Origin of the sequence: Falsarthrobacter nasiphocae (assembly GCF_031456275.1) — a bacterium.
GTDB classification, from domain to species: domain Bacteria; phylum Actinomycetota; class Actinomycetes; order Actinomycetales; family Micrococcaceae; genus Falsarthrobacter; species Falsarthrobacter nasiphocae.
In genome coordinates this window covers 37,989-57,054 of record NZ_JAVDUI010000001.1, presented here as the reverse complement: position 1 = coordinate 57,054, position 19,066 = coordinate 37,989, and the positions used below count along the sequence as shown (strand labels likewise).

At 71.0% G+C, this 19,066-nt stretch carries 16 protein-coding genes; 15 read left to right on the top strand and 1 reads right to left on the bottom strand.

Going from position 1 to position 19,066, the window contains the following annotated elements; all coding sequences use genetic code 11:
* Nucleotides 1-22: 22 nt before the first annotated feature.
* The 15 genes from J2S35_RS00255 (at nt 23) to J2S35_RS00185 (ending at nt 18,481) form a co-directional block, all read left to right on the top strand.
* A complete protein-coding gene (locus tag J2S35_RS00255; RefSeq protein WP_309848532.1) occupies nt 23-718 on the top strand; it encodes an HAD family hydrolase in 696 nt (231 codons plus the stop codon).
* Entirely contained in the window at nt 715-1,875 is a 1,161-nt protein-coding gene (locus tag J2S35_RS00250) for a site-2 protease family protein (protein WP_309848531.1), read from the top strand. Before J2S35_RS00255 ends, J2S35_RS00250 begins: the two co-directional genes overlap by 4 nt.
* On the top strand, nt 1,872-2,978 hold the full coding sequence (locus J2S35_RS00245; protein WP_309848529.1) for a tRNA (adenine-N1)-methyltransferase: 1,107 nt from the start codon (nt 1,872-1,874) through the stop codon (nt 2,976-2,978). Before J2S35_RS00250 ends, J2S35_RS00245 begins: the two co-directional genes overlap by 4 nt.
* Entirely contained in the window at nt 2,975-4,666 is a 1,692-nt protein-coding gene (gene arc, locus J2S35_RS00240) for a proteasome ATPase (protein WP_309848527.1), read from the top strand. Before J2S35_RS00245 ends, arc begins: the two co-directional genes overlap by 4 nt.
* Nucleotides 4,663-6,375, top strand: coding sequence for a proteasome accessory factor PafA2 family protein (locus tag J2S35_RS00235; RefSeq protein ID WP_309848524.1), 1,713 nt, complete (start codon nt 4,663-4,665; stop codon nt 6,373-6,375). Before arc ends, J2S35_RS00235 begins: the two co-directional genes overlap by 4 nt.
* Nucleotides 6,372-6,578, top strand: coding sequence for a ubiquitin-like protein Pup (locus J2S35_RS00230; protein WP_309848521.1), 207 nt, complete (start codon nt 6,372-6,374; stop codon nt 6,576-6,578). The genes J2S35_RS00235 and J2S35_RS00230 overlap by 4 nt, the downstream gene beginning before the upstream one ends.
* A gap of 3 nt (nt 6,579-6,581) precedes the next feature.
* On the top strand, nt 6,582-7,961 hold the full coding sequence (gene pafA / locus J2S35_RS00225; RefSeq protein ID WP_309848518.1) for a Pup--protein ligase: 1,380 nt from the start codon (nt 6,582-6,584) through the stop codon (nt 7,959-7,961).
* A gap of 106 nt (nt 7,962-8,067) precedes the next feature.
* Nucleotides 8,068-9,411 carry an FKBP-type peptidyl-prolyl cis-trans isomerase gene (locus J2S35_RS00220; RefSeq protein WP_309848516.1) on the top strand — a complete coding sequence of 448 codons (1,344 nt, stop codon included), beginning with the start codon at nt 8,068-8,070 and terminating at the stop codon, nt 9,409-9,411.
* A gap of 33 nt (nt 9,412-9,444) precedes the next feature.
* Nucleotides 9,445-9,840 (top strand): FKBP-type peptidyl-prolyl cis-trans isomerase, encoded by a 396-nt coding sequence (locus J2S35_RS00215; RefSeq protein WP_309848513.1) that lies wholly within the window; start codon nt 9,445-9,447, stop codon nt 9,838-9,840.
* 95 nt (nt 9,841-9,935) lie between these two features.
* Nucleotides 9,936-11,987: a helix-turn-helix transcriptional regulator gene (locus J2S35_RS00210; RefSeq protein ID WP_309848510.1), complete on the top strand. Its 2,052-nt coding sequence runs from the start codon at nt 9,936-9,938 to the stop codon at nt 11,985-11,987.
* Nucleotides 11,984-12,283: a Sec-independent protein translocase subunit TatA gene (gene tatA / locus J2S35_RS00205; protein WP_380083555.1), complete on the top strand. Its 300-nt coding sequence runs from the start codon at nt 11,984-11,986 to the stop codon at nt 12,281-12,283. Before J2S35_RS00210 ends, tatA begins: the two co-directional genes overlap by 4 nt.
* A gap of 5 nt (nt 12,284-12,288) precedes the next feature.
* The gene (gene tatC / locus J2S35_RS00200) at nt 12,289-13,089 is read left to right on the top strand and encodes a twin-arginine translocase subunit TatC (RefSeq protein ID WP_309848508.1); all 801 of its coding nucleotides are present in this window, start codon (nt 12,289-12,291) and stop codon (nt 13,087-13,089) included.
* Nucleotides 13,090-13,167: 78 nt separating this feature from the next.
* Nucleotides 13,168-15,936: a DEAD/DEAH box helicase gene (locus J2S35_RS00195; protein ID WP_309848506.1), complete on the top strand. Its 2,769-nt coding sequence runs from the start codon at nt 13,168-13,170 to the stop codon at nt 15,934-15,936.
* Nucleotides 15,937-15,982: 46 nt separating this feature from the next.
* The gene (locus J2S35_RS00190; RefSeq protein ID WP_309848504.1) at nt 15,983-17,647 is read left to right on the top strand and encodes an amidohydrolase; all 1,665 of its coding nucleotides are present in this window, start codon (nt 15,983-15,985) and stop codon (nt 17,645-17,647) included.
* A 78-nt stretch (nt 17,648-17,725) separates the two neighbouring features.
* A complete protein-coding gene (locus J2S35_RS00185) occupies nt 17,726-18,481 on the top strand; it encodes a polyprenol monophosphomannose synthase (protein ID WP_309848502.1) in 756 nt (251 codons plus the stop codon).
* A 198-nt stretch (nt 18,482-18,679) separates the two neighbouring features.
* Here J2S35_RS00185 and J2S35_RS00180 read toward each other — a convergent pair whose 3' ends face one another.
* Entirely contained in the window at nt 18,680-19,045 is a 366-nt protein-coding gene (locus tag J2S35_RS00180; protein ID WP_309848500.1) for an RNA polymerase-binding protein RbpA, read from the bottom strand.
* Nucleotides 19,046-19,066 lie beyond the last annotated feature (21 nt).

Here is a 19,066-nt window from a genome sequence, read left to right as displayed (position 1 = left end):
TGCGAACCGTAGACTGGGTTTCATGTCTGCTTCCCCTGATGCCGCGCCGACCACTCGCCTCCCTGCCGCGATTCTGTGGGACATGGACGGAACCATCATCGACTCGGAGCCGTATTGGATGACGGCCGAGCGGGAGCTCGTCGAGCGCTTCGGGCTCACGTGGACCTCCGAGGACGCGATCCAGCTCGTGGGTCAGGCCCTGCCGACCTCCGCGGCGATCCTTCAGAGACACGGGATCGACCTGTCCGTGCGCGAGATTATCGACACCCTGACGAGGCGCGTCGTGGAGCAGTGCGCGGCCGGCGTCCCGTGGCGCCCCGGGGCGCGGGAGCTCCTCGCAGAGGCCCGCGAGCTCGGGATCCCGTGCGCCCTCGTGACGATGAGCGAGGGCCCTTTCGCGGAGGTCGTCCTCGCGCAGATGCCGGCAGGCGCGTTCCAGGCCGTCGTCACGGGGGACCGAGTGGCGCAGGGCAAGCCGGCCCCGGACGCGTACGAGCTCGGCTTCCTCGAGCTCAGCGAGACCGCCCCCGGTTTGGCCAAGGACGAGTGCGTGGCCATCGAGGACTCCTGGCCCGGCTACTGCTCCGCGACCAGCGCGGGGCTGACCACCGTGGCCGTGCCCCTCCACGCGGCCCTCCCCGAGGGCGAGGTCCGGATCGAGTGGGACGGCCTCGAAGGCCGCACCTGTGCGGACCTCGGACGGGCACTGACGCCATGACGCCCCCCGACGAGCCACAGCGCCCCCGAACGCCGCCGCACGCGCGGACGGAGCCCGGCATCACGGCTGGCCGGATCGGGGGCGTGCCCGTCGTGCTCGGGTATTCCTGGCTCGTCCTCATCGCCATCGTCCTCGTCGTCCTCGGCCCGCGGTTGGCCGCCTCGATGGGAGCCGCCGCCGGGTACGGGCTGGCGGCGGGCTACGCCGCGGTGCTTCTTGTCTCGGTCCTCATCCATGAGGCGGCGCATGCCGTCGTCGGAAACCGCGTGGGGCACCGCAGCGAGCGGATTGTCCTGACGTTCCTCGGCGGGCACACGAACCTCGCGGGACCCGCGAGCCGACGGCCGCGCAACCGGGACCTCCTGTTGATCGCCCTCGCAGGCCCGGCCGTCAACCTCCTCGCGGCACTCGCCGGGTGGCTCGTGCTCTGGGCGCTGGGGTCCGGGGCCCCCAGCCTGGGCGCCGACCTTCTGTGGGCGTTCGTCTGGTCCAATCTTCTCCTCGGCGTGTTCAACCTTCTGCCCGGCATGCCTCTCGACGGCGGCCAGATCGTCGAAGCGGCGGTCTGGCGGGCCACGGGGCGCCGCCGGACCGGAACCGCTGCCAGCGCGTGGGCCGGGATCGTCATCGGCTCCGGCATCCTCGCCGCGAGCCTGACGCTGCTCCTCGTCGGCGCGCCGATGTCGATGTTCCTCGGTGCCCTGGCCACAGGAGGGTTCATCGCCTACTCGGCGTTCTCGCAGCTCCAGAGGATCCCCGTCCTCGACTTCGTGGAGCGATGGGACGTCTTCGCCCGGACCCGCCCCCTCGCCGGCACCGTGCGGGTCACCGACCGAGTCCCGTCCGCCCGCACCGGCGCCCTCCTCGTCGTGGACGAGTCGGGGGCCCCGGTCGGCTGCCTCGACGAGTTCGCGGCTCCCGGCGCCCTCGCCTCTGACGAGATGCGCCTTGTCGGGCCGAGCGTCGAGCGATCCGCCGGAACGCCCGCAGCCGTCGAGGCGCTCACCCGGGAGGCCGTCTGGGCCATCCCGGTCGCAGAGGGCGGGCGAATCGTGGGAATCTTGACTCACGAGGACCTCGCCATCACGTCCGACGACGTCCGAGCCGCCACACACACCCCCGCGACAGCGAACCCAACCACGGAGAACCGCCGATGAGCCACGATCCCCAGTCCGCGTCTGTCCCCACCGACGGCGTCCCGGCCCCGCATGGGGCGGCCACGAGGCGGGGCCCGTTCCGGCCCGGGGACCGGGTCCAGCTCACGGACGAGAAGATGCGCCTGGCCACGATCACCCTCACGCCGGGCGGCGGCTACCACACGCACCGCGGCGTCCTCCAGCACGACGACATCCTCGGGCTGCCCGAGGGCTCCCGCGTGACGAACTCGGAGGGCTTCGCCTACCTCGCCATGCGGCCGCTCCTCAGCGACTTCGTGCTCTCCATGCCGCGAGGCGCCGCCGTCGTCTACCCGAAGGACGCGGCGCAGATCGTCACGATGGCGGACATCTACCCGGGGGCCCGGGTCGTCGAGGCGGGCGTCGGCTCCGGCGCGCTGACGCTGTCCCTCCTCCGGGCCGTCGGGGACGGGGGCCACGTGCACTCGATCGAGCGCCGCGAGGAGTTCGCGGACGTGGCCCGAGGCAACATCACGACGTTCTTCGGGGGCGAGCACCCCTCGTGGCGCCTGAGCATCGGCGACTTCCAGGACCGCGTCGTCGAACTCGAGGCGCCTCGCAGCGTGGACCGCGTCGTCCTTGACATGCTCGCTCCGTGGGAGTGCACGGACGCGGTCGCCACGGTCCTGGCGCCCGGCGGCGTCTGGATCAACTACGTGGCCACCGCGACCCAGCTCTCCCGCACGGCGGAGGCGATCCGCGAGGACGGCCGCTTCACGAACCCGGTGTCCTGGGAGTCCATGGTCCGCGGCTGGCACGTCGAGGGGCTCGCCGTGCGCCCGGACCACCGCATGGTGGCGCACACGGGCTTTCTCCTGGTCACGCGGCGACTCTCCGACGGGGCGAGCCCCATGTACCCCGCGAAGCGCTCGTCGAAGAGCGACTTCTCGCCGGCGGACGTCGAGACGTGGACCCCGGAGCGAGAGTGGGGCAATGAGGAGCTCGGCGAGCGCGGCGTCTCCTCGAAGAAGCTCCGCCGCGCGGCCAAGGACGCCGCCTCGATGGTCCAGCGAGGCTCGCTGCCCGCGACGGACCCGGACGCTGTTGGGGAGCACCGCCTGCCTCGCGGCGGGGCGAGCGAATGAGCCCCGCCGAGGCGGCGGGGGCCGCACAGGGCGCCCGGACGGGCCGTGACGGTGCCACGCCTTCCGAGAGCCAGATGGAGCGCCGCGTGGCCCTCCTCCAAGACCGCATCCGCCAGCTGGACCGCCAGCTCGCCCAGGCCACGACCTCCAACGAGCGTCTTGTGTCCGCGCTGGGCGTCGCACGAGACGAGCTGCGGCGCATCCGCGCCTCCCTCGAGCCGGACGACGACGCCACGCTGAGCTATGGCACCGTCGTCGCGGTCCGCCCCGCCGTGCCCGCGCCCCTCAACGGCCCGGTCACCCAGACGCAGGCCGCTCGTCGGCCCGGGGTGGACGTCATGCTCAACGGGCGCAAGATCCGCGCGCGGATGTCCCCGCTGCTCGCCCTCGAGGTCTGCAAGGACGGGGACGAGGTGCTCCTCGACGAGTCGCTGCAGATCGTCGCCGTGTACCCGGCCCCCGCGACGGGCCAGGTCCTCACCGTCAAGGAAGTGATGGGGGCCCGGAGCCTTCTCGTGGCGACGCGCTCGGACGAGGAGCGGGTGGTCGCCCGGGCCAGGAGCCTCGTGGGGGAGAGCATCCGGGTTGGCGACGGCGTCGTCGTCGACCTCAAGACCAACACCGCCTCGAGCCGAGTGGAGCGCCAGGAGGTCCAGGACCTCATCATGGAGGAGACACCGGACGTCAGCTACGCGGACATCGGCGGTCTCGGCCCGCAGATCGAGCAGATCACGGACGCGGTCGAGCTGCCCTTCCTCCACGCCGACGAGTTCCGGGCCCACCGTCTCACGCCGCCCAAGGGCATCCTGCTGTACGGCCCGCCGGGCTGCGGCAAGACGCTCATCGCCAAGGCGGTGGCCCGCTCGCTCTCTGACCGGGCCCGGGAGGCGGGGCGAGCGGAGGCGTCGCAGAGCTGGTTCTTCAACATCAAGGGCCCCGAGCTCCTCGACAAGTACGTCGGCGAGACGGAGCGCCACATCCGGACGATCTTCGCCCGCGCCCGGGAGCGGGCAGCGAACGGCAACCCGGTCATCGTCTTCTTCGACGAGATGGACTCGCTCTTCCGCACCCGCGGGTCCGGCGTGTCCTCGGACGTCGAGACGACGATCGTCCCGCAGCTCCTCGCCGAGATCGACGGCGTCGAGCGGCTCGACAACGTCATCGTCATCGGTGCCACGAACCGCGAGGACATGATCGACCCGGCGATCCTGCGCCCAGGGCGGCTCGACGTCAAGATCCGCGTCGAGCGCCCCACGCGGGCCGGTGCCCGAGAGATCCTCGGCAAGCACCTGACGCCCGAGGTCCCGCTCGCAGCGGGCCTGACGCGGGACGAGCTCATCGATGCCGCCCTCGAGTCCATCTACCGTGAGGGGCCGGACCGGGACCTCGTGGAGGTCGTCTTCGCGGGCGGGACCCGCTCCATCCTGCGTTTCTCCGACTTCATCTCCGGCGCCGTCCTGCGCAACGTCGTGGACCGGGCCAAGACGGCCGCCGTCAAGGACGTGGTCCGCGGCGCCGCGCGCGGCCTCACGGTCGAGCACATCCGCGGGGCAGTCGACCAGGAGTGCCGCGAGATCGAGGACCTGCCGAGCACGAGCAGCCCGGACGAGTGGGCCCGCGTCCTCGGGCGGCGCGGCGAGCCCATCGTCGCCCTGACCAACCTCGCCCACGCGGCGGAGCGGTCATGAGCGTGCGGCGCCCCATGGGCGGCGAGACCGAGTTCGGGCTGACCAGCGCCGGGCTGACGCAGTCCGCCCACACGTACCTCTCCGCGATCCTCGTGTCCGCCTACGCGGACGCGGAGGAGGAGCGAGCGGCGGCCGAGGGGCGGCCCGGCTTCCTGCCCTCGGGCGGCTGGGACTACTCGACGGAGCGGCCGCTTCGGGACGCCCGCGGGTTCACGGTTCCGCGCCGCCAGGCGCACCCGAGTCAGCTGACGGACGCGCCAGCCGTCGTCGACGCCCTGAGCGTGGCCGCCGCCGGGACGCCCCGCTCCTTGCGCTCCCAGCGCGCCCTGGCCGCGCGCGGGCGCGACGAGCTCGTGACCAACACCGTCCTCACGAACGGCGCGCGGTTCTACGTGGACCACGCCCACCCTGAGTATTCGTCTCCGGAGGTCATGACGCCGCGGGAAGCCGCGGTGTGGGACCTCGCCGGGGACGTCGTCGCCATGCGCGCCGCCGCCGCAGCCGAGGCCGCGGGCGCCCCGAGGATCGACCTCTTCAAAAACAACACGGACTCGAAGTCCAGCTCCTACGGCACCCACGAGAACTACCTCGTCGACCGTGCCGTGCCGTTCGAGTCGCTCGCCGAGGGGATCATGGCGTTCTTCGTCACCCGTCAGGTGCTCTGCGGCGCAGGCCGCGTCGGTGTGGGCGTCCCGGGCGGGCCCGTGGAGGCACGGCCGGGCTTCCAGATCTCCCAGCGCGCGGACTTCATGGAGGAGCTCGTCGGCCTCGAGACCACCCTGCGCCGCCCCATCGTCAACGCCCGGGACGAGCCGCACTCGGACGAGTCCCGCTTCCGCCGCCTCCACGTCATCGTGGGCGACGCGAACCTGCTCCCGTCCTCCATCACGGTGCGCTTCGCGGCCACCTCCCTCGTCCTGCGTCTCATCGAGGACGGGATCTGCCCGGACGTACGGCTTGAGGACCCCGTGGACGCAATCCGCTCCCTGAGTCACGACATTCCCCTCGAGGCTCCCTCGACTGCCGCGGCCCTCGCCGGCGCGTTCCGCTCGCCTCTGCGCTTGGATACCGGGGGGACGACGACGGCCCTGGCGGTCCAGCGGACCTATCTCGACGCGGCGCGGCGGGCCTACTCGGGTGCCGACGCCGAGACGGACGAGGCCCTGACCCTGTGGGGCCGTCTTCTGGACGGGCTGGAGACTGACCCGCTCTCGCTCGCTGCCGACGTGGACTGGATCGCCAAGTTCCGCCTCGTGGACGGGCTGCGCCGCCGGGATGGGCTCGCGTGGGACGACGTCAAGCTCCAGGCCGTCGACTTGCAGTACGCGCTGCTCGACGCGAGGCGCGGCCTCGGCCAGCGTCTGCGCGCCGCCGGCTCTGCGGCATCGCTCGTGTCGGTCACGGACGAGGAGGTCCTCGAGGCGGTCCACCGGGCTCCTGCCTCCACCCGTGCCGCCGCCCGCGGCCACGCCGTGAGCTCGTTCGCTGACTCGCTCGTCTCGGCCTCGTGGGACACGCTGACGTTCAGCTTCGCCTCCGCGTCCGCCCCTACGCGGATCGTCCTGCCCGACCCGTCGATCGGCGGCGCCGCGCTGGCGCCGGCCTTGGGGGCCGCGGATGCCGAGTCGTTCGCCGAGTCTCTCGCACGGGCTGTCGCCGCGCACACCACTGCCCTGTCTGCCGACCACCACGAAAGGAGCGCGCCATGAGCCGCACATCCATCAACGAGTCCGCCTCCGAGCACGAGGACGGCCCGTCGGCCGGAGACGTCTTCCCCGCCGAGGGCCGCGCCTCGCAGTCCCAGTCCGTCGATGCGGGGGGCCTTGACGACCTCCTCGCCGACATTGACTCGGTGCTCACCGCGAACGCCGAGGAGTTCGTCTCCGGGTTCGTCCAGAAGGGCGGTCAGTAGCCCGTGCAGCGCAGGATCTTCGGGCTGGAGACGGAGTTCGGCCTCGCCCACATGCCGTCGCGAGGCCCCCGCATGCTCCCCGAGGAGCTGGCCCGGGTCCTGTTCCGCCCCGTCATCGCGTGGGGCCGCAGCTCCAACGTCTTCCTCGACAACGCTGCGCGGCTCTACCTCGACGTGGGATCCCACCCCGAGTACGCCACGGCCGAGTGCGACTCAGTGCGCCAGCTCATCGCCCAGGACCGGGCTGGCGAGCGGATCGTCCACCGCCTTGCCCAGGACGCCGCCGCAGCCCTTGAGGCAGACGGGTACGAGCCGCGGGTCTACCTCTTCAAGAACAACGTGGACTCCGCCGGCAACTCGTACGGCAGCCACGAGAACTACCTCATCAAGCGCAGCCTGGAGATGACGCGCCTGTCCTCGTGGCTGGTGCCCTTCCTCGTCACACGGCCGCTGATCGCAGGCTCCGGCGGCGTGACGGCGGGGGAGCACGGCTCCGGCTTTGTTCTCTCGCCGCGCGCCGAGCACCTGTGGGAGCCGGTCTCCGGGTCCACGACGCGCTCGCGCCCCATGATCAACACGCGAGACGAGCCCCACGCGGACGCCTCCCTCTACCGGCGCCTCCACGTCATCTCGGGGGACTCGTCCATGGCGCAGGGGACCACCTTCCTCAAGATCGGGACCGCCTCTCTCGTCCTGCGCCTCATCGAGGCGGGGGAGCGGCTGCCGGACGTCTCTGTCGCCAATCCTCTTCGCTCACTCCGCGACGTTTCCGTGGCCGTGGACTCCCCGGCGCCTCTCGGCCTGGCGGACGGCAGGACCGCCACGGCCCTCGAGCTCCAGCGCACGTTCTACGCGCACGCCGCCGCCTTCTGCGAGCGGGAGGGCGCCACGGACGAGGAGCGGGACGTCCTCACTCTGTGGGACGCCGTCCTCACGGACCTCGAGGAGGGCACGGACACGGTCCTCTCCACGCATGTGGACTGGGCGGCGAAGCGCTCCCTCCTCACCGCGTACGCCGCGAAGAACGCACTGGAGCCGGGCGACGCCCGCCTGCGGCAGCTCGACCTCGCCTACCACGACATCGCCCCCGGCCGCGGACTGGCCTCGATCCTTGAGGCCTCCGGCCGGTTGGCCACCTTCGTCCCCGAGGCCGAGATCGAGGCGGCCGTGGAGCAGCCGCCGTCGACAACGCGCGCCGCACTCCGCGGGGCGTTCCTCAAGGCGGCCCGTGCGGGGGAGGTCCTCACGACTGTGGACTGGGTCAACCTGCGCGTCAACGCGGACCCGCACAGCCAGGTCGCGCTGAAGGACCCGTTCGAGACCGCGCCAGCCGCCGTCGCCCCCCTCATGGAGTCTGTGAGCCGGCTCAGCACCGCCTCCTGATCCCCCGGGGGAACCCATCTGCGCGCCGTCAGGTGCGACAATCGCGGGGTTGACCTGCGAGGATGGAAGATCGAGACCCGAGATTCCCAAGCAAAGGATTCCTTTCGTGCGCAAGAAGATCATCATCGCCACGGTGCCGCTGGCCCTGTTGCTCGCGGCCTGCTCCGGCCCGTCCACCCCCGTGGGAGACAAGGACGGCGTGAGCTCCCTCAAGGTGGACGTGAAGGCGGATGATCAGGTGCCTGACGTCAAGTTCGACACCCCGATCAATGTCAAGGAAGACACCGTCCAGATCGTCAAGGAGGGCTCGGGGGACAAGATCGCCGAGGGCGACCGCGTCATGTACCGCCTCGCGGCCGTCGACGGCAACACGGACAAGGTCGTCAACGAGACGTACACGAAGAAGAAGGACGCCCCCCTCATCTTCGGTCCCCAGCTCAAGCAGCAGGCCAGCGCGCTCTACGAGGGCCTCAAGGACCAGAAGAAGGGCGCCACGATCGCCTTCATCCCGAAGGCCGAGTCGGACGACCAGCGCGGCGTCATGGTCTTCACGATCACCGATGTCCAGAAGCCGCCGACCTACACGGACATGGCGCCCGGCGCGCAGTTCGGGGACAAGAGCGTCACAGACAAGATCGGCGTCAAGTGGGGCGCGGACAACTGGGCCCCGCAGGTCAGCATCGACAAGGCCCTCAACCCCACGAAGGCCGGCGCCCGCCTGTACGGCAGCCCCAAGGAGGACGGCGCCGTCATCACCGATGACATGAAGCTGTCCGTCAACACGGCGATCATCGACATCGCGACGGGCAACCAGACCCAGGACACGTACTCCCTCGACACCCCGACGAAGCCCATCATGGCGGACCTCAAGACCGAGATGCCGGTCCTCTACGAGGCTCTCAAGGGACAGAAGGTCGGCCAGACGGTCGTCTACGTGCCCAAGACGGCCCAGGGCCAGCAGGCCACGGCCCTCGTCATGACGGTTACGGGCGCCGAGAAGTACCACACGCCCACCCTCATGAAGCAGGACCAGGTCAAGAAGCTCCGCGACGAGGGGAAGCTCCCCACGGTCAAGGAGCAGGGCGCCAAGAAGGTCCCGGCCATCACGTTCCCGAAGGACACGAAGGCCCCCCAGGACCTCGTCTCGGAGACGATCAAGGAGGGCACGGGCCCCACGGTCAAGGACACCGACACGGTGACCGTGACCTACTCGGGCTGGGCGTGGGACTCCCACAAGAACTTTGACGAGAACTTCACCAAGAGCCCCATCCCGATGAGCCTCGACGGCGTGATCAAGGGCTGGAAGATGGGCCTCGCCGGCAAGAAGGTCGGCTCGACCGTCATGCTCGTCGTCCCGAAGGACCTCGCCTACGGCGAGACGCCCCAGGGCGACGCCGAGGGAGACCTCGTGTTCTACGTGAAGATTGAGAAGACGGCCGCCGCAAAGTAGGCGGCACATCCCCAACGTCACCCAGGAGGAGACATGTCCTTTGGACAGCGCGACTTTGATCGCACCAAGCCCGAGATCGACTTCCCCGGAGATGAGGCCCCCACGGACCTCGTCATCGAGGATCTCATCGAGGGCACGGGCACGGAGGCCACGGCCGGCAAGACGGTGTCCGCTCACTACGTGGGCGTCGCCCACTCGACGGGCGAAGAGTTCGATGCCTCGTGGAACCGCGGCGCGCCGCTCGACTTCACGGTCGGCGTCGGCCAGGTCATCCAGGGCTGGGATCAGGGCCTGCTCGGCATGAAGGTGGGCGGCCGTCGCAAGCTCGTCATCCCGCCGCACATGGCGTATGGGGATCGCGGCGCTGGCGCGGCCATCAAGCCGGGTGAGACGCTCATCTTCGTCGTCGACCTCATGGGCGTGCGCTGACGCCTCGCCTCCGCGTGGGGCGAGCGAGGGGCCCGTCGATCCTTCTGGATCGGCGGGCCCCTGCCGTCTCTGCGCGCGTCTTCTAGGCTTGAACCATGAACGTGGAGTCGGAGATGGCCGACGACGGCGCGCTGGCGCGGTCAGAGCCCGTCGTGGAACGGTCGATCGCGCTGTGGCGCGCCCTCCGGGCGGCACCGGACGGGCTGACCTGGCCCGAGATCGCTGCCGCCGTCCCGGGCTACGAGCTCACGCAGGCGAGCCGCAAGGCGTTTCAGCGGGACCGTGCAGGGCTCGAGCGCGCTGGCATCCGCTTTGTCCCGGGCGACTTCTCCGCGCCGCAGTACGTGTACGCCCTCGAGGCGGCTGGACCCCTGCCGGAGCTGACGCGGGACGAGCGGGCGGCGGTGTCCCTGGCGGCGTCCGCTCTCGGCCGCTCGTCTGCGGGACGCCAGGCCCAGCGCGCGGCGGAGCGCCTCGCCCTCACGCCGGACGAGCTCGAGGCCGCCCCGCGCCGCGCCTGGTCGCCGCTTCTGCCGCCGGATGGCGGCCTGCTTGGTCTGCTCTCGTCGGCGGCGGTCGAGCGACGGGCGGTGACTCTGAACTACGTGGACGCGGCGGGTGCCGCGACCTCCCGGACCGTGTGGCCCTGGACCGTTGTGGCCCGCGGCGGCCGGTGGGTCGTCATCGGGTACGACGAGCTCCGGGCCGCCGTGCGCTCGTTCAGGCTGGACCGGATCGAGACCCTGAGTCAGGCGGTCGCCGCGCCCGGGGGCGACCCTGTGCCCCTTGAGCAGCGTGCGTCTCACCTGTCCGAGCATGCCCTGGCCCCTGGTGGCCCTCGGGAGTGCGAGGTCGCGGTGCGCCCGGGCGCCGGCGCGTGGCTGCGGGCGGTGTCTGTCCCCTCGCCCTCCGGGCCGGCCGCGGCGCCGAGTGAGGCCGGAGCGTCGTCGCCCGCATGGGACCGGGTGCGGGTCCCGAGCCGCCTCTGGGAGGAGGCCGTTGCCGAGATCCTTGCCGCGGGAGGGGACGCCGTGCCTCTCGCCCCGGCCGCGTTTGTCGAGGACGTCGAGACGGCCGCGGCGGAGCTCGAGCGGCGGCACACCGGCCCCGCCCCAGCGGCTGCCACGGCGCCCAGGGCCCGCCGGGAGCGCATCCGCCCGGACGCCCACGCCCGCGTCTCCCGGGCCCTCGCCCTGCTTCGGCTGCTCGACGACGGCACGCCCCGGGAGGTCGCCGAGCTCGCCGACGCCCTCGGCAAGCCGGCCGAGACAGTCCTCGAGGAGGTCCTCGCCCTGAGCCTCGCGCACGGTGAGGACGCGGGGGAGGAGGGACGGGTCCATGTCTCGGAGGACGGCCGGTGGGCCACGCTCGCGGGAGGATCCGGCGTCACGGTGCCCGCCCCGACGCCCGAGGACGTCCTGCCGCTCCTCGTCGCCCTGAGGGAGTTGGAGGGCGTGCTCGGCCCCGACCACCCCGAGAGCGAGCCGCTCGCCGGCGCTCGCCTGAAGCTTCTCGCCTCGCTCGGGGACCCCGAGCTGGCGGCGACCCTGGAGGCGACGAGCCGCACCGAGGCCCCGGACGCGCAGGTCCGCACCGTCATGCGGGCGCTCGCCTCCGGCGGCTGGCTCACCTTTGTCTACGTCAAGGCGGACGACGACGCGCGCCGCCGCACGGTGCGGCCGATTCGCCTCATGGACGCAGGCGGGCGCCGGTACCTCGTGGGGGACGAGGCCGCGGCGCCCGGTGAGCGCGGCACCGAGAAGCACTTCCGGCTGGAGCGGTGCCACGAGCTCGAGGTGTGCGAAGCGCCAGGCACGGCCGCCGGCGGCGCTGCAACCCACGGCGAGACCCGCCTGCCGCGGTGGGGGACCGCCCGGACCTCGGGGCCCACGGCCGTGATCCTCGCTCTCGCGGGCCGTGCCCGCATGCCGGACGAGCGCCTCGACGACTTCGATGCCCGGGATCGCCGGCAGCTCGCCGACGGCGTCGCCGGAACCGTGACGCTCTTTGGGGACCGAATTGTGGGCGAAGTGCTGCGCTCCGCCGGGGACCTGGCCGTCCTGGAACCGCAGGCGGCCCGGACCGCGGTCGCCGCGGCCGCGGGACGAGTGCGACGATCCACAGGGTCCATGCGTAGAATCATGTGAGTACCCTGTTCTCACGAAAGGACAAGCACATGGGCTGGGCTCAGCCGTCCCACATCCTGATCGTCGTCGTTCTCGTTCTTCTCCTCTTCGGTGCCCCCAAGCTTCCTCAGCTTGCCCGCAGCGTCGGCGAGTCGATGCGCGTCTTCCGTTCCGAGGTCAAGCAGCTGAAGAACGAAGAGGAAGAGGACGAGGACAACCCCAAGACGCCGGGAACCGGCGCAGGCGCCACCGGCACGGGCTCGACCTCGGCCGACACCCCCGTCACCGGCCGCGTCATTGACGGGAACTCCAAGTAATCCCTATGGCCCGAGCACGTCGTAAGGACAACCCCGAGGGAAACATGTCCCTCGGGGAGCACCTGAAGGAAGCGCGAAACCGGTTCTTCGCCTCGGCTATTGCCATCGTCGTCTGCTCCATCGCGGGAGGCTTCTTCTGGAAACCCTTTGTCGGGCTCCTCACGGCCCCCGTCAAGGAGGCCGCCGGCGACAGGGGCACCATCAACTTCGGTACCCAGACGCAGGCCTTTGACCAGCTTCTCCAGGGGTCCCTCTTCCTCGGGTTCGTCGCCTCCAGCCCGTTCTGGCTGTACCAGGCCTGGGCCTACCTCCAGCCGGCGCTGACGAAGAAGGAGCAGCGCATGTCGCTCGGCTTCCTCTTCGCGGCCATCCCGCTGTTCCTCGGCGGCGTCTACCTGGCCTGGCTCATCTACCCGCACGCTGTGCGGGCGCTCTACGCGTTCGTCCCCGAGGGGTCCACGTACTACCTCGCCGCCGCGGAGTTCATCCAGTTCGTCCTCCGCCTCCACCTCGCGTTCGGCTTCGCCTTCCTCGTGCCCCTGCTCCTCGTCGGTGCCAACATGCTCGGGTTCGTGACGGGCAAGCGCGTCGCCAAGGCCTGGCGCATCGTCGTTTTCGTGTGCGTGGCGTTCGCCGCCATGGCCGCGCCGGGACCGGACCTCTTCCCGATGTTCGCCCTGGCTGCCCCGATGCTCATTCTCTTCTTCGTTGCAGTGCTCGTCTGCATGGTCAATGACAGGCGTCGGGCTCGTCGCACGATCGCGCACGCGACGACCGACGAAGTCCGCCCAGTGTCCGCGATCTGATCTGCCTGATCTGCGCGCCGCGAAAAGAAGGCCCCACGCCGCCCGGCCGGGGCCTTCTTGCTGTGTATCGTGGGATTCATGACCACCCCGGCCGAGCGCTACGAAGCGATGAGAATCCGACACGCCGAAGCAGCGACGGAGCTCAGCCGATTCGCAGCGGCGCAGCCGTTCCCCCTCGACGAGTTCCAACGCGAGGCCTGCCGAAGCATCGAGGCCGGCCGCGGTGTGCTCGTAGCGGCCCCGACGGGCGCCGGCAAGACGATCGTCGGCGAGTTCGCCGTCCATCTCGCCCTCGCTAGGGGCCAGAAGGCCTTCTACACCACGCCCATCAAGGCGCTCAGCAATCAGAAGTACCACGACCTCTGCGAGGCGCTCGGCAGCCACAGGGTGGGTCTCCTGACGGGGGACACCTCGATCAACGGTGAGGCGGACGTCGTCGTCATGACGACTGAGGTCCTCCGCAACATGCTCTATGCGGGCTCGAGCACCGTGGCTTCCCTCGGGTTCGTCGTCATGGACGAGGTCCACTACCTGGCAGACCGCTTCCGCGGTGCCGTGTGGGAAGAGGTCATCATCCACCTGCCCGAGTCGGTCACGGTCGTCTCCCTCTCGGCCACCGTCTCCAACGCCGAGGAGTTCGGGGCGTGGCTTGGCACGGTCCGCGGGGAGACCGACGTCGTCGTCTCGGAGCACCGCCCCGTCCCGCTGACCCAGCACGTCATGGTGAGGGACCGCCTCGTGGACCTCTTCGAGGGGCACGTGGCCTTCGACGAACTCGCGCAGTCCGGCGGGACCCCGCATGTGAACCCCGAGCTCATCAAGTTGGCGCGTTCGAGCGGGCCGAGCGGATTCGGGCGGGGACGGCGCGGCTCCGGACCCCGTGGCAAGCGGCCCTCCCACTCGGGCCACGGCGGCGGCGGGCCCTCGCGCGCCTCACGGCCCAGGATCATCGCGAGCCTCGCTGAGCAGGGTCTCCTGCCGGCGATCGTCTTCATCTTCTCTCGCAAGGGCTGCGAGCAGGCGGTTCGGCAGTGCGTCGAGCACGGGGCCGTCCTGACGACGGCGAGCGAGCGCACCGAGATCCAGCGCGTCGTGGACCAGGTCGCTTCCCTCCTGCCGCCTGAGGACCTCGATGTCGTGGGATTCTGGTCGTGGCGCGAGGGCGTCCTCAAGGGCTACGGCGCCCACCACGCCGGGATGCTGCCCGTGGTCAAGGAGGCCGTCGAGGCGCTCTTCGGGGCGGGCCTCATCAAGGCGGTGTTCGCCACGGAGACGCTCGCGCTCGGCGTCAACATGCCGGCGCGCAGCGTCGTGCTGGAGAAGCTGGACAAGTTCAACGGCGAGTCTCACGTGGCCGTGACCCCGGGGGAGTACACGCAGCTCACGGGCCGCGCCGGCCGGCGGGGCATTGACGTCGAGGGCCACGCCGTCGTCCTCTGGGACCGGGATGCGGACCCGGCGCAGATCGCGGACCTCGCGTCGACGCGCACGTACCCGCTCAACTCGAGCTTCGCGCCGACCTACAACATGAGCATCAACCTCGTGGCCCGCTTCGGCCTGGACCGGGCGCGCAGCGTCCTCGAGTCCTCGTTCGCGCAGTTCCAGGCGGACCGGGGCGTCGTCGGTCTGGCCCGCCAGGTGCGGGAGCGCGAGCGCGCCCTCGCCGGGTTCGAGGAGTCCATGCGCTGCGAGCGGGGGGACGTCGCGGAGTACCTGCGGCTGCGCAGGGAGCTCAGCGAGGCCGAGAAACGGGCCCGTCGCCACTCGCGCAAAGCCCAGTCGTCCGCCGTGGCGGCGTCCCTCGAGCGCCTTCAGATCGGCGACGTCATCGAGGTCCCGTCAGGCCGCCTCAAGGGCAAGGGCGTCATCATCGATGCTGACGCGGTGAGCCTCCACCCGCGCCCCTCGATCCTCACGCTCCAGCGCACCATCCGTCGCATCTCGGTGGATGACCTTGCCGAGCCGGTCGAGGTCGTCACCACGATGAAGGTCCCGCGGCGCTTCACTGGCCGCTCGCCGAAGGAGCGCCGGGACCTCGTCTCGGCCCTCAAGGCCGCGCTGGACCGGGCCGGCTCCGCGCCTCGTCGGAGTCCTCTCTTCTCCACCGCCAAGGGGGAGGACGACGCCTCGCCTGCGGCCGAGGTGCGCCGCCGGCTTCGCGCCCACCCGGTTCACGGCTGCCCCGAGCGGGACGAGCACGTCCGCTGGGGAGAGCGGCACGCGAAGCTCGCCCGTGAGACCTCGACCCTTCGGGCCAGGATTCGTGGCCGCACCAACACGATCTCCCGCCAGTTCGACAAGGTCTGCGACGTCCTCCGCGCCACGGGCTACCTGACGGAGCAGTCTGAGGTCACGCCCCAGGGCGCGGTCCTCAGCCGCATTTACGGGGACCGGGACCTGCTCACCGCGCAGATGCTCAACAGCGGAGAGCTCTCGGGGCTGGAGCCCGCCGAGCTGGCGGCCCTTGTCTCCCTCCTCGTCTACCAGGGCAAGCGGGAGCACACGCCGGGGCACATCGTGATGCCCACGGAGGACCTGCAGGAGCGCTACCGTTCCCTCGTGCGGATCTGGTCCCGCGTCACGGACGAGGAGGAGCGCGCCGCCGTGCCTCTGACGCCTGATCCCGACCCGGGCCTCATGCGCCCGGTCTGGAGATGGGCTCAGGGGGCTACCCTCAGACGGGCCCTCGAGGGCTCCGACCTCGCGGCGGGCGACTTCGTGCGCTGGGCCAAGCAGGTCGTGGACTCCCTCGACCAGTTGCGCGCAGCGAGCGGCGACCCCTCGGTGCGAGGCTGCGCCGAGGAGGCCATGGACGCCCTGCGCCGCGGCGTCGTCGCCGCCGGCTGAAGCCGCCCTGAACTCTTCTTGACCGCACTTTCGACAAAGGACCATTGTGCCCAGCACCCTCTATCTCAACGGCCCCATCTACTCCTCCGCGTCCCCGGCGGCGGACGCCATGCTCGTCACCGACGGCCTCGTCGAGTGGGTCGGGGATTCGAGGTCGGCCCCACGGCCGGCGGGAGCGAGCATCGTCGATCTCGACGGCCGCTTCGTCGGCCCCGGCTTCGTCGACTCCCACACGCACGTCATCGGCCTGGGCCGCACGCGCGTCGAGGTGGACCTCCGTCACGTCAGGAGCGCGGGGGAGCTGCTCGATGCCCTCGCCGCCCGGGCAGCGGGCCTTCCAGAGACGGAGCTTGTGCGGGCCTGCGGGTGGGACGAGACCCTGTGGGCCGACCCGGCCCTGCCGACGCTCGCGCAGTTGGAGCGCGCCGCCGGTGGGCGGGCTGTCTACGCAGCACGCGTGGACAGCCATTCGGCGCTTGTGACGCGCGCGGCGTACGCCTACGCGCAGATGCAGGTCCCCCTCGACGCGGAGCCGGACGAGCCGTGGCTCATCGACGGACAGGCCCGTACGGACATGGCCGCCGTCGTCAACGCTCTCTCGAGCCGCGAGGCGGCGGAGGCCGCTCGGCTCGGCCTGGACGAGTTCGCGCGGACGGGCCACGTGGCCGTCGTCGAGAACGCGGCACCGCACCTGGGCGGCGTCTCGGACGTCGTCACCCTCAAGCAGGCCTCGCTCGATGCCGCCTCGCCTGAGGTGTTCGTCCTCTGGGGCGAGCTCGTGGACACGGCCGAAGCGGCCCTGGCGCGAGTGGCGGAGATGGAGGGCGGCCTGGACGGCGGGGACGTCGACCCCTGGGTCCTCGGTCTCGCGGGCGACCTCAACGTCGACGGGTCCATCGGGTCCCGGACCGCGGCGCTGCGCCAGCCATACGACGACGACCCTGCCAGCGGGACTGGCATCGCCTATCTCTCGCCGGAGCAGGTGCGGGACCACTTCGTGGCGACGACGAACGCACGGCTCCAGGGCGGCTTCCACGTCATCGGAGACCGCGGCATGGACATCGCGCTGGACGGCGCCCAGGCCGCCGTGGAGATCGTCGGTGCCCGGGCTTTCGCGGCGCGCGGCCATCGCCTCGAGCACGCGGAGATGACGGACGACGACGCGCTGGCGCGGATGCGGGACCTCGCTCTGACGTCCTCGTCCCAGCCCGGATTCGACGCAGCCTGGGGCCGGGAGGGGGAGCTCTACGGCGTCCGCCTCGGCCATCGCCGGCTCGGCATGAACCGCTTCGCCACGATGGCGCGTCTCGGCGTGCCGCTCGCATTCGGCTCGGACGCGCCCGTCCTGCTGCCGGACCCCTGGTGGCAGGTCGCGGCGGCCATGAATCACTCCAACCCGGCCGAGTCCCTCACGGCTCGAGGGGCGTTCACGGCCCACACGCGCGGGGCGTGGCGCGCCCTCAACAGGCACCGCTCCGGCGGGCCGCGCCACGGCGAGGGCCAGCTCATCCCCGGTGCTCCCGCCTCGTTCGCCGTCTGGGAGATCGAGGAGCTGGCCATCCAGATCCCGGATCCGACGATCAGCGCCTGGTCCACCGACCCGCGCGCCCGCGTCCCGATGCTCCCGGCCCTCGACACCGAGGTGCCGCCGCGGGCCGTGCGCACCGTCGTCAACGGTGACGTCGCCTTTGATTCAGGCGACCTCGCTTAGAATGTTTCAGAGCAAGGTAAGGGGGCTGCCCGTGGGAGCGGTCCGAGATGCGTGTCCCACGCTGGCGAGAGGCTTCAAGTGCGAGTACTGACGATTATCCCGACCTACAACGAGATTGAGTCTCTGCCCAAAACGGTGGCGCGCCTGCGCGCGGCCGTGCCGGATGCGGACGTGCTCGTGGTCGACGACGCCAGTCCCGACGGCACCGGCCAGTGGGCGGATGAGGCCGCAGCTGCCGACGAGCGCGTCCACGTCCTCCACCGCACGGGAAAGAACGGCCTCGGCGCCGCCTATATCGCGGGCTTCGAGTGGGCCCTTGAGCGAGACTTCGAGATCATCGTCGAGCACGACGCCGATGGCTCCCACCAGCCCGAGCAGCTCCCTCTCCTCATCCAGGCGGTCGAGGACGGGGCGGACCTCGCGATCGGCTCCCGCTGGGTCCCGGGCGGCCGCGTCGTCAACTGGCCGCTGTCCCGCAAGCTCATCTCGCTCGGCGGGTCGTTCTATTCGCGGACCATGCTCGGCATGCCGCTGAAGGACATCACGGCCGGCTACCGCGCGTATCGGCGCACTGCCCTCGAGGCGCTGGACTTCTCGCAGATCGAGTCTGTGGGCTACGGGTTCCAGGTCGACATGACCTTCCGCATGCACAAGCTCGGCATGAAGATCGTCGAGGTGCCCATCACGTTCATTGAGCGCGAGCTCGGAACGAGCAAGATGAGCGGCGGGATCGTCCGCGAGGCCATGCTCAACGTGACCAAGTGGGGTCTCGCCGAGCGCGCGTCCCAGGTTCGCGGCGCGGTGGACTCCCTCCGCGGGCGGCGCCAGCGCTAGGCGCCAGCCGACGTCGTCGGCCGCTGCTGCGGCGTGACAGCCCGCTGCAGCCTGACAAGCACAAAACGCCCGGCGCGTGGCCTCCAGGGGGAGGGCACGCGCCGGGCGTTCGCGTCAGGGGCAGGCGGGGGACGCGCAGGGCCGCCGCGCTGTCACAGCGGGCGGGCTCGCGTCTGGCCTGAACCGGGGGAGCGGAGGCTACTTCTTCTTCGCCTTGCCGGTGGAGACGGACTCTCCGCGGCGCTCGCGCAGGACGGTGAGGCGGTCCTGGAGGATCACCTCAAGCTCTTCGACGCTGCGGCGCTCAAGCAGCATGTCCCAGTGGGTGCGCTGCGGCTTCTCGTTGCCCGCCTCGGGCTTCTCGCCGTTGACGATGACGGCTTCCTTGCCGGTCTTCGTGGTCCACACCGGGGGGACGTCAGCTTCGGTTGAGAACGTCACAAAGACAGACTCGCCGTCTTCCGTGCGGTACTCGATGTGCTGGCGGGGCGCGGGCTCAACGCCGGCCTCGGTCTCCATGGACTGCGATCCGAGTCGCATTCCTCGCAAGCTGCGATCACTCACGTCATCCTCAATTCGTCGTGC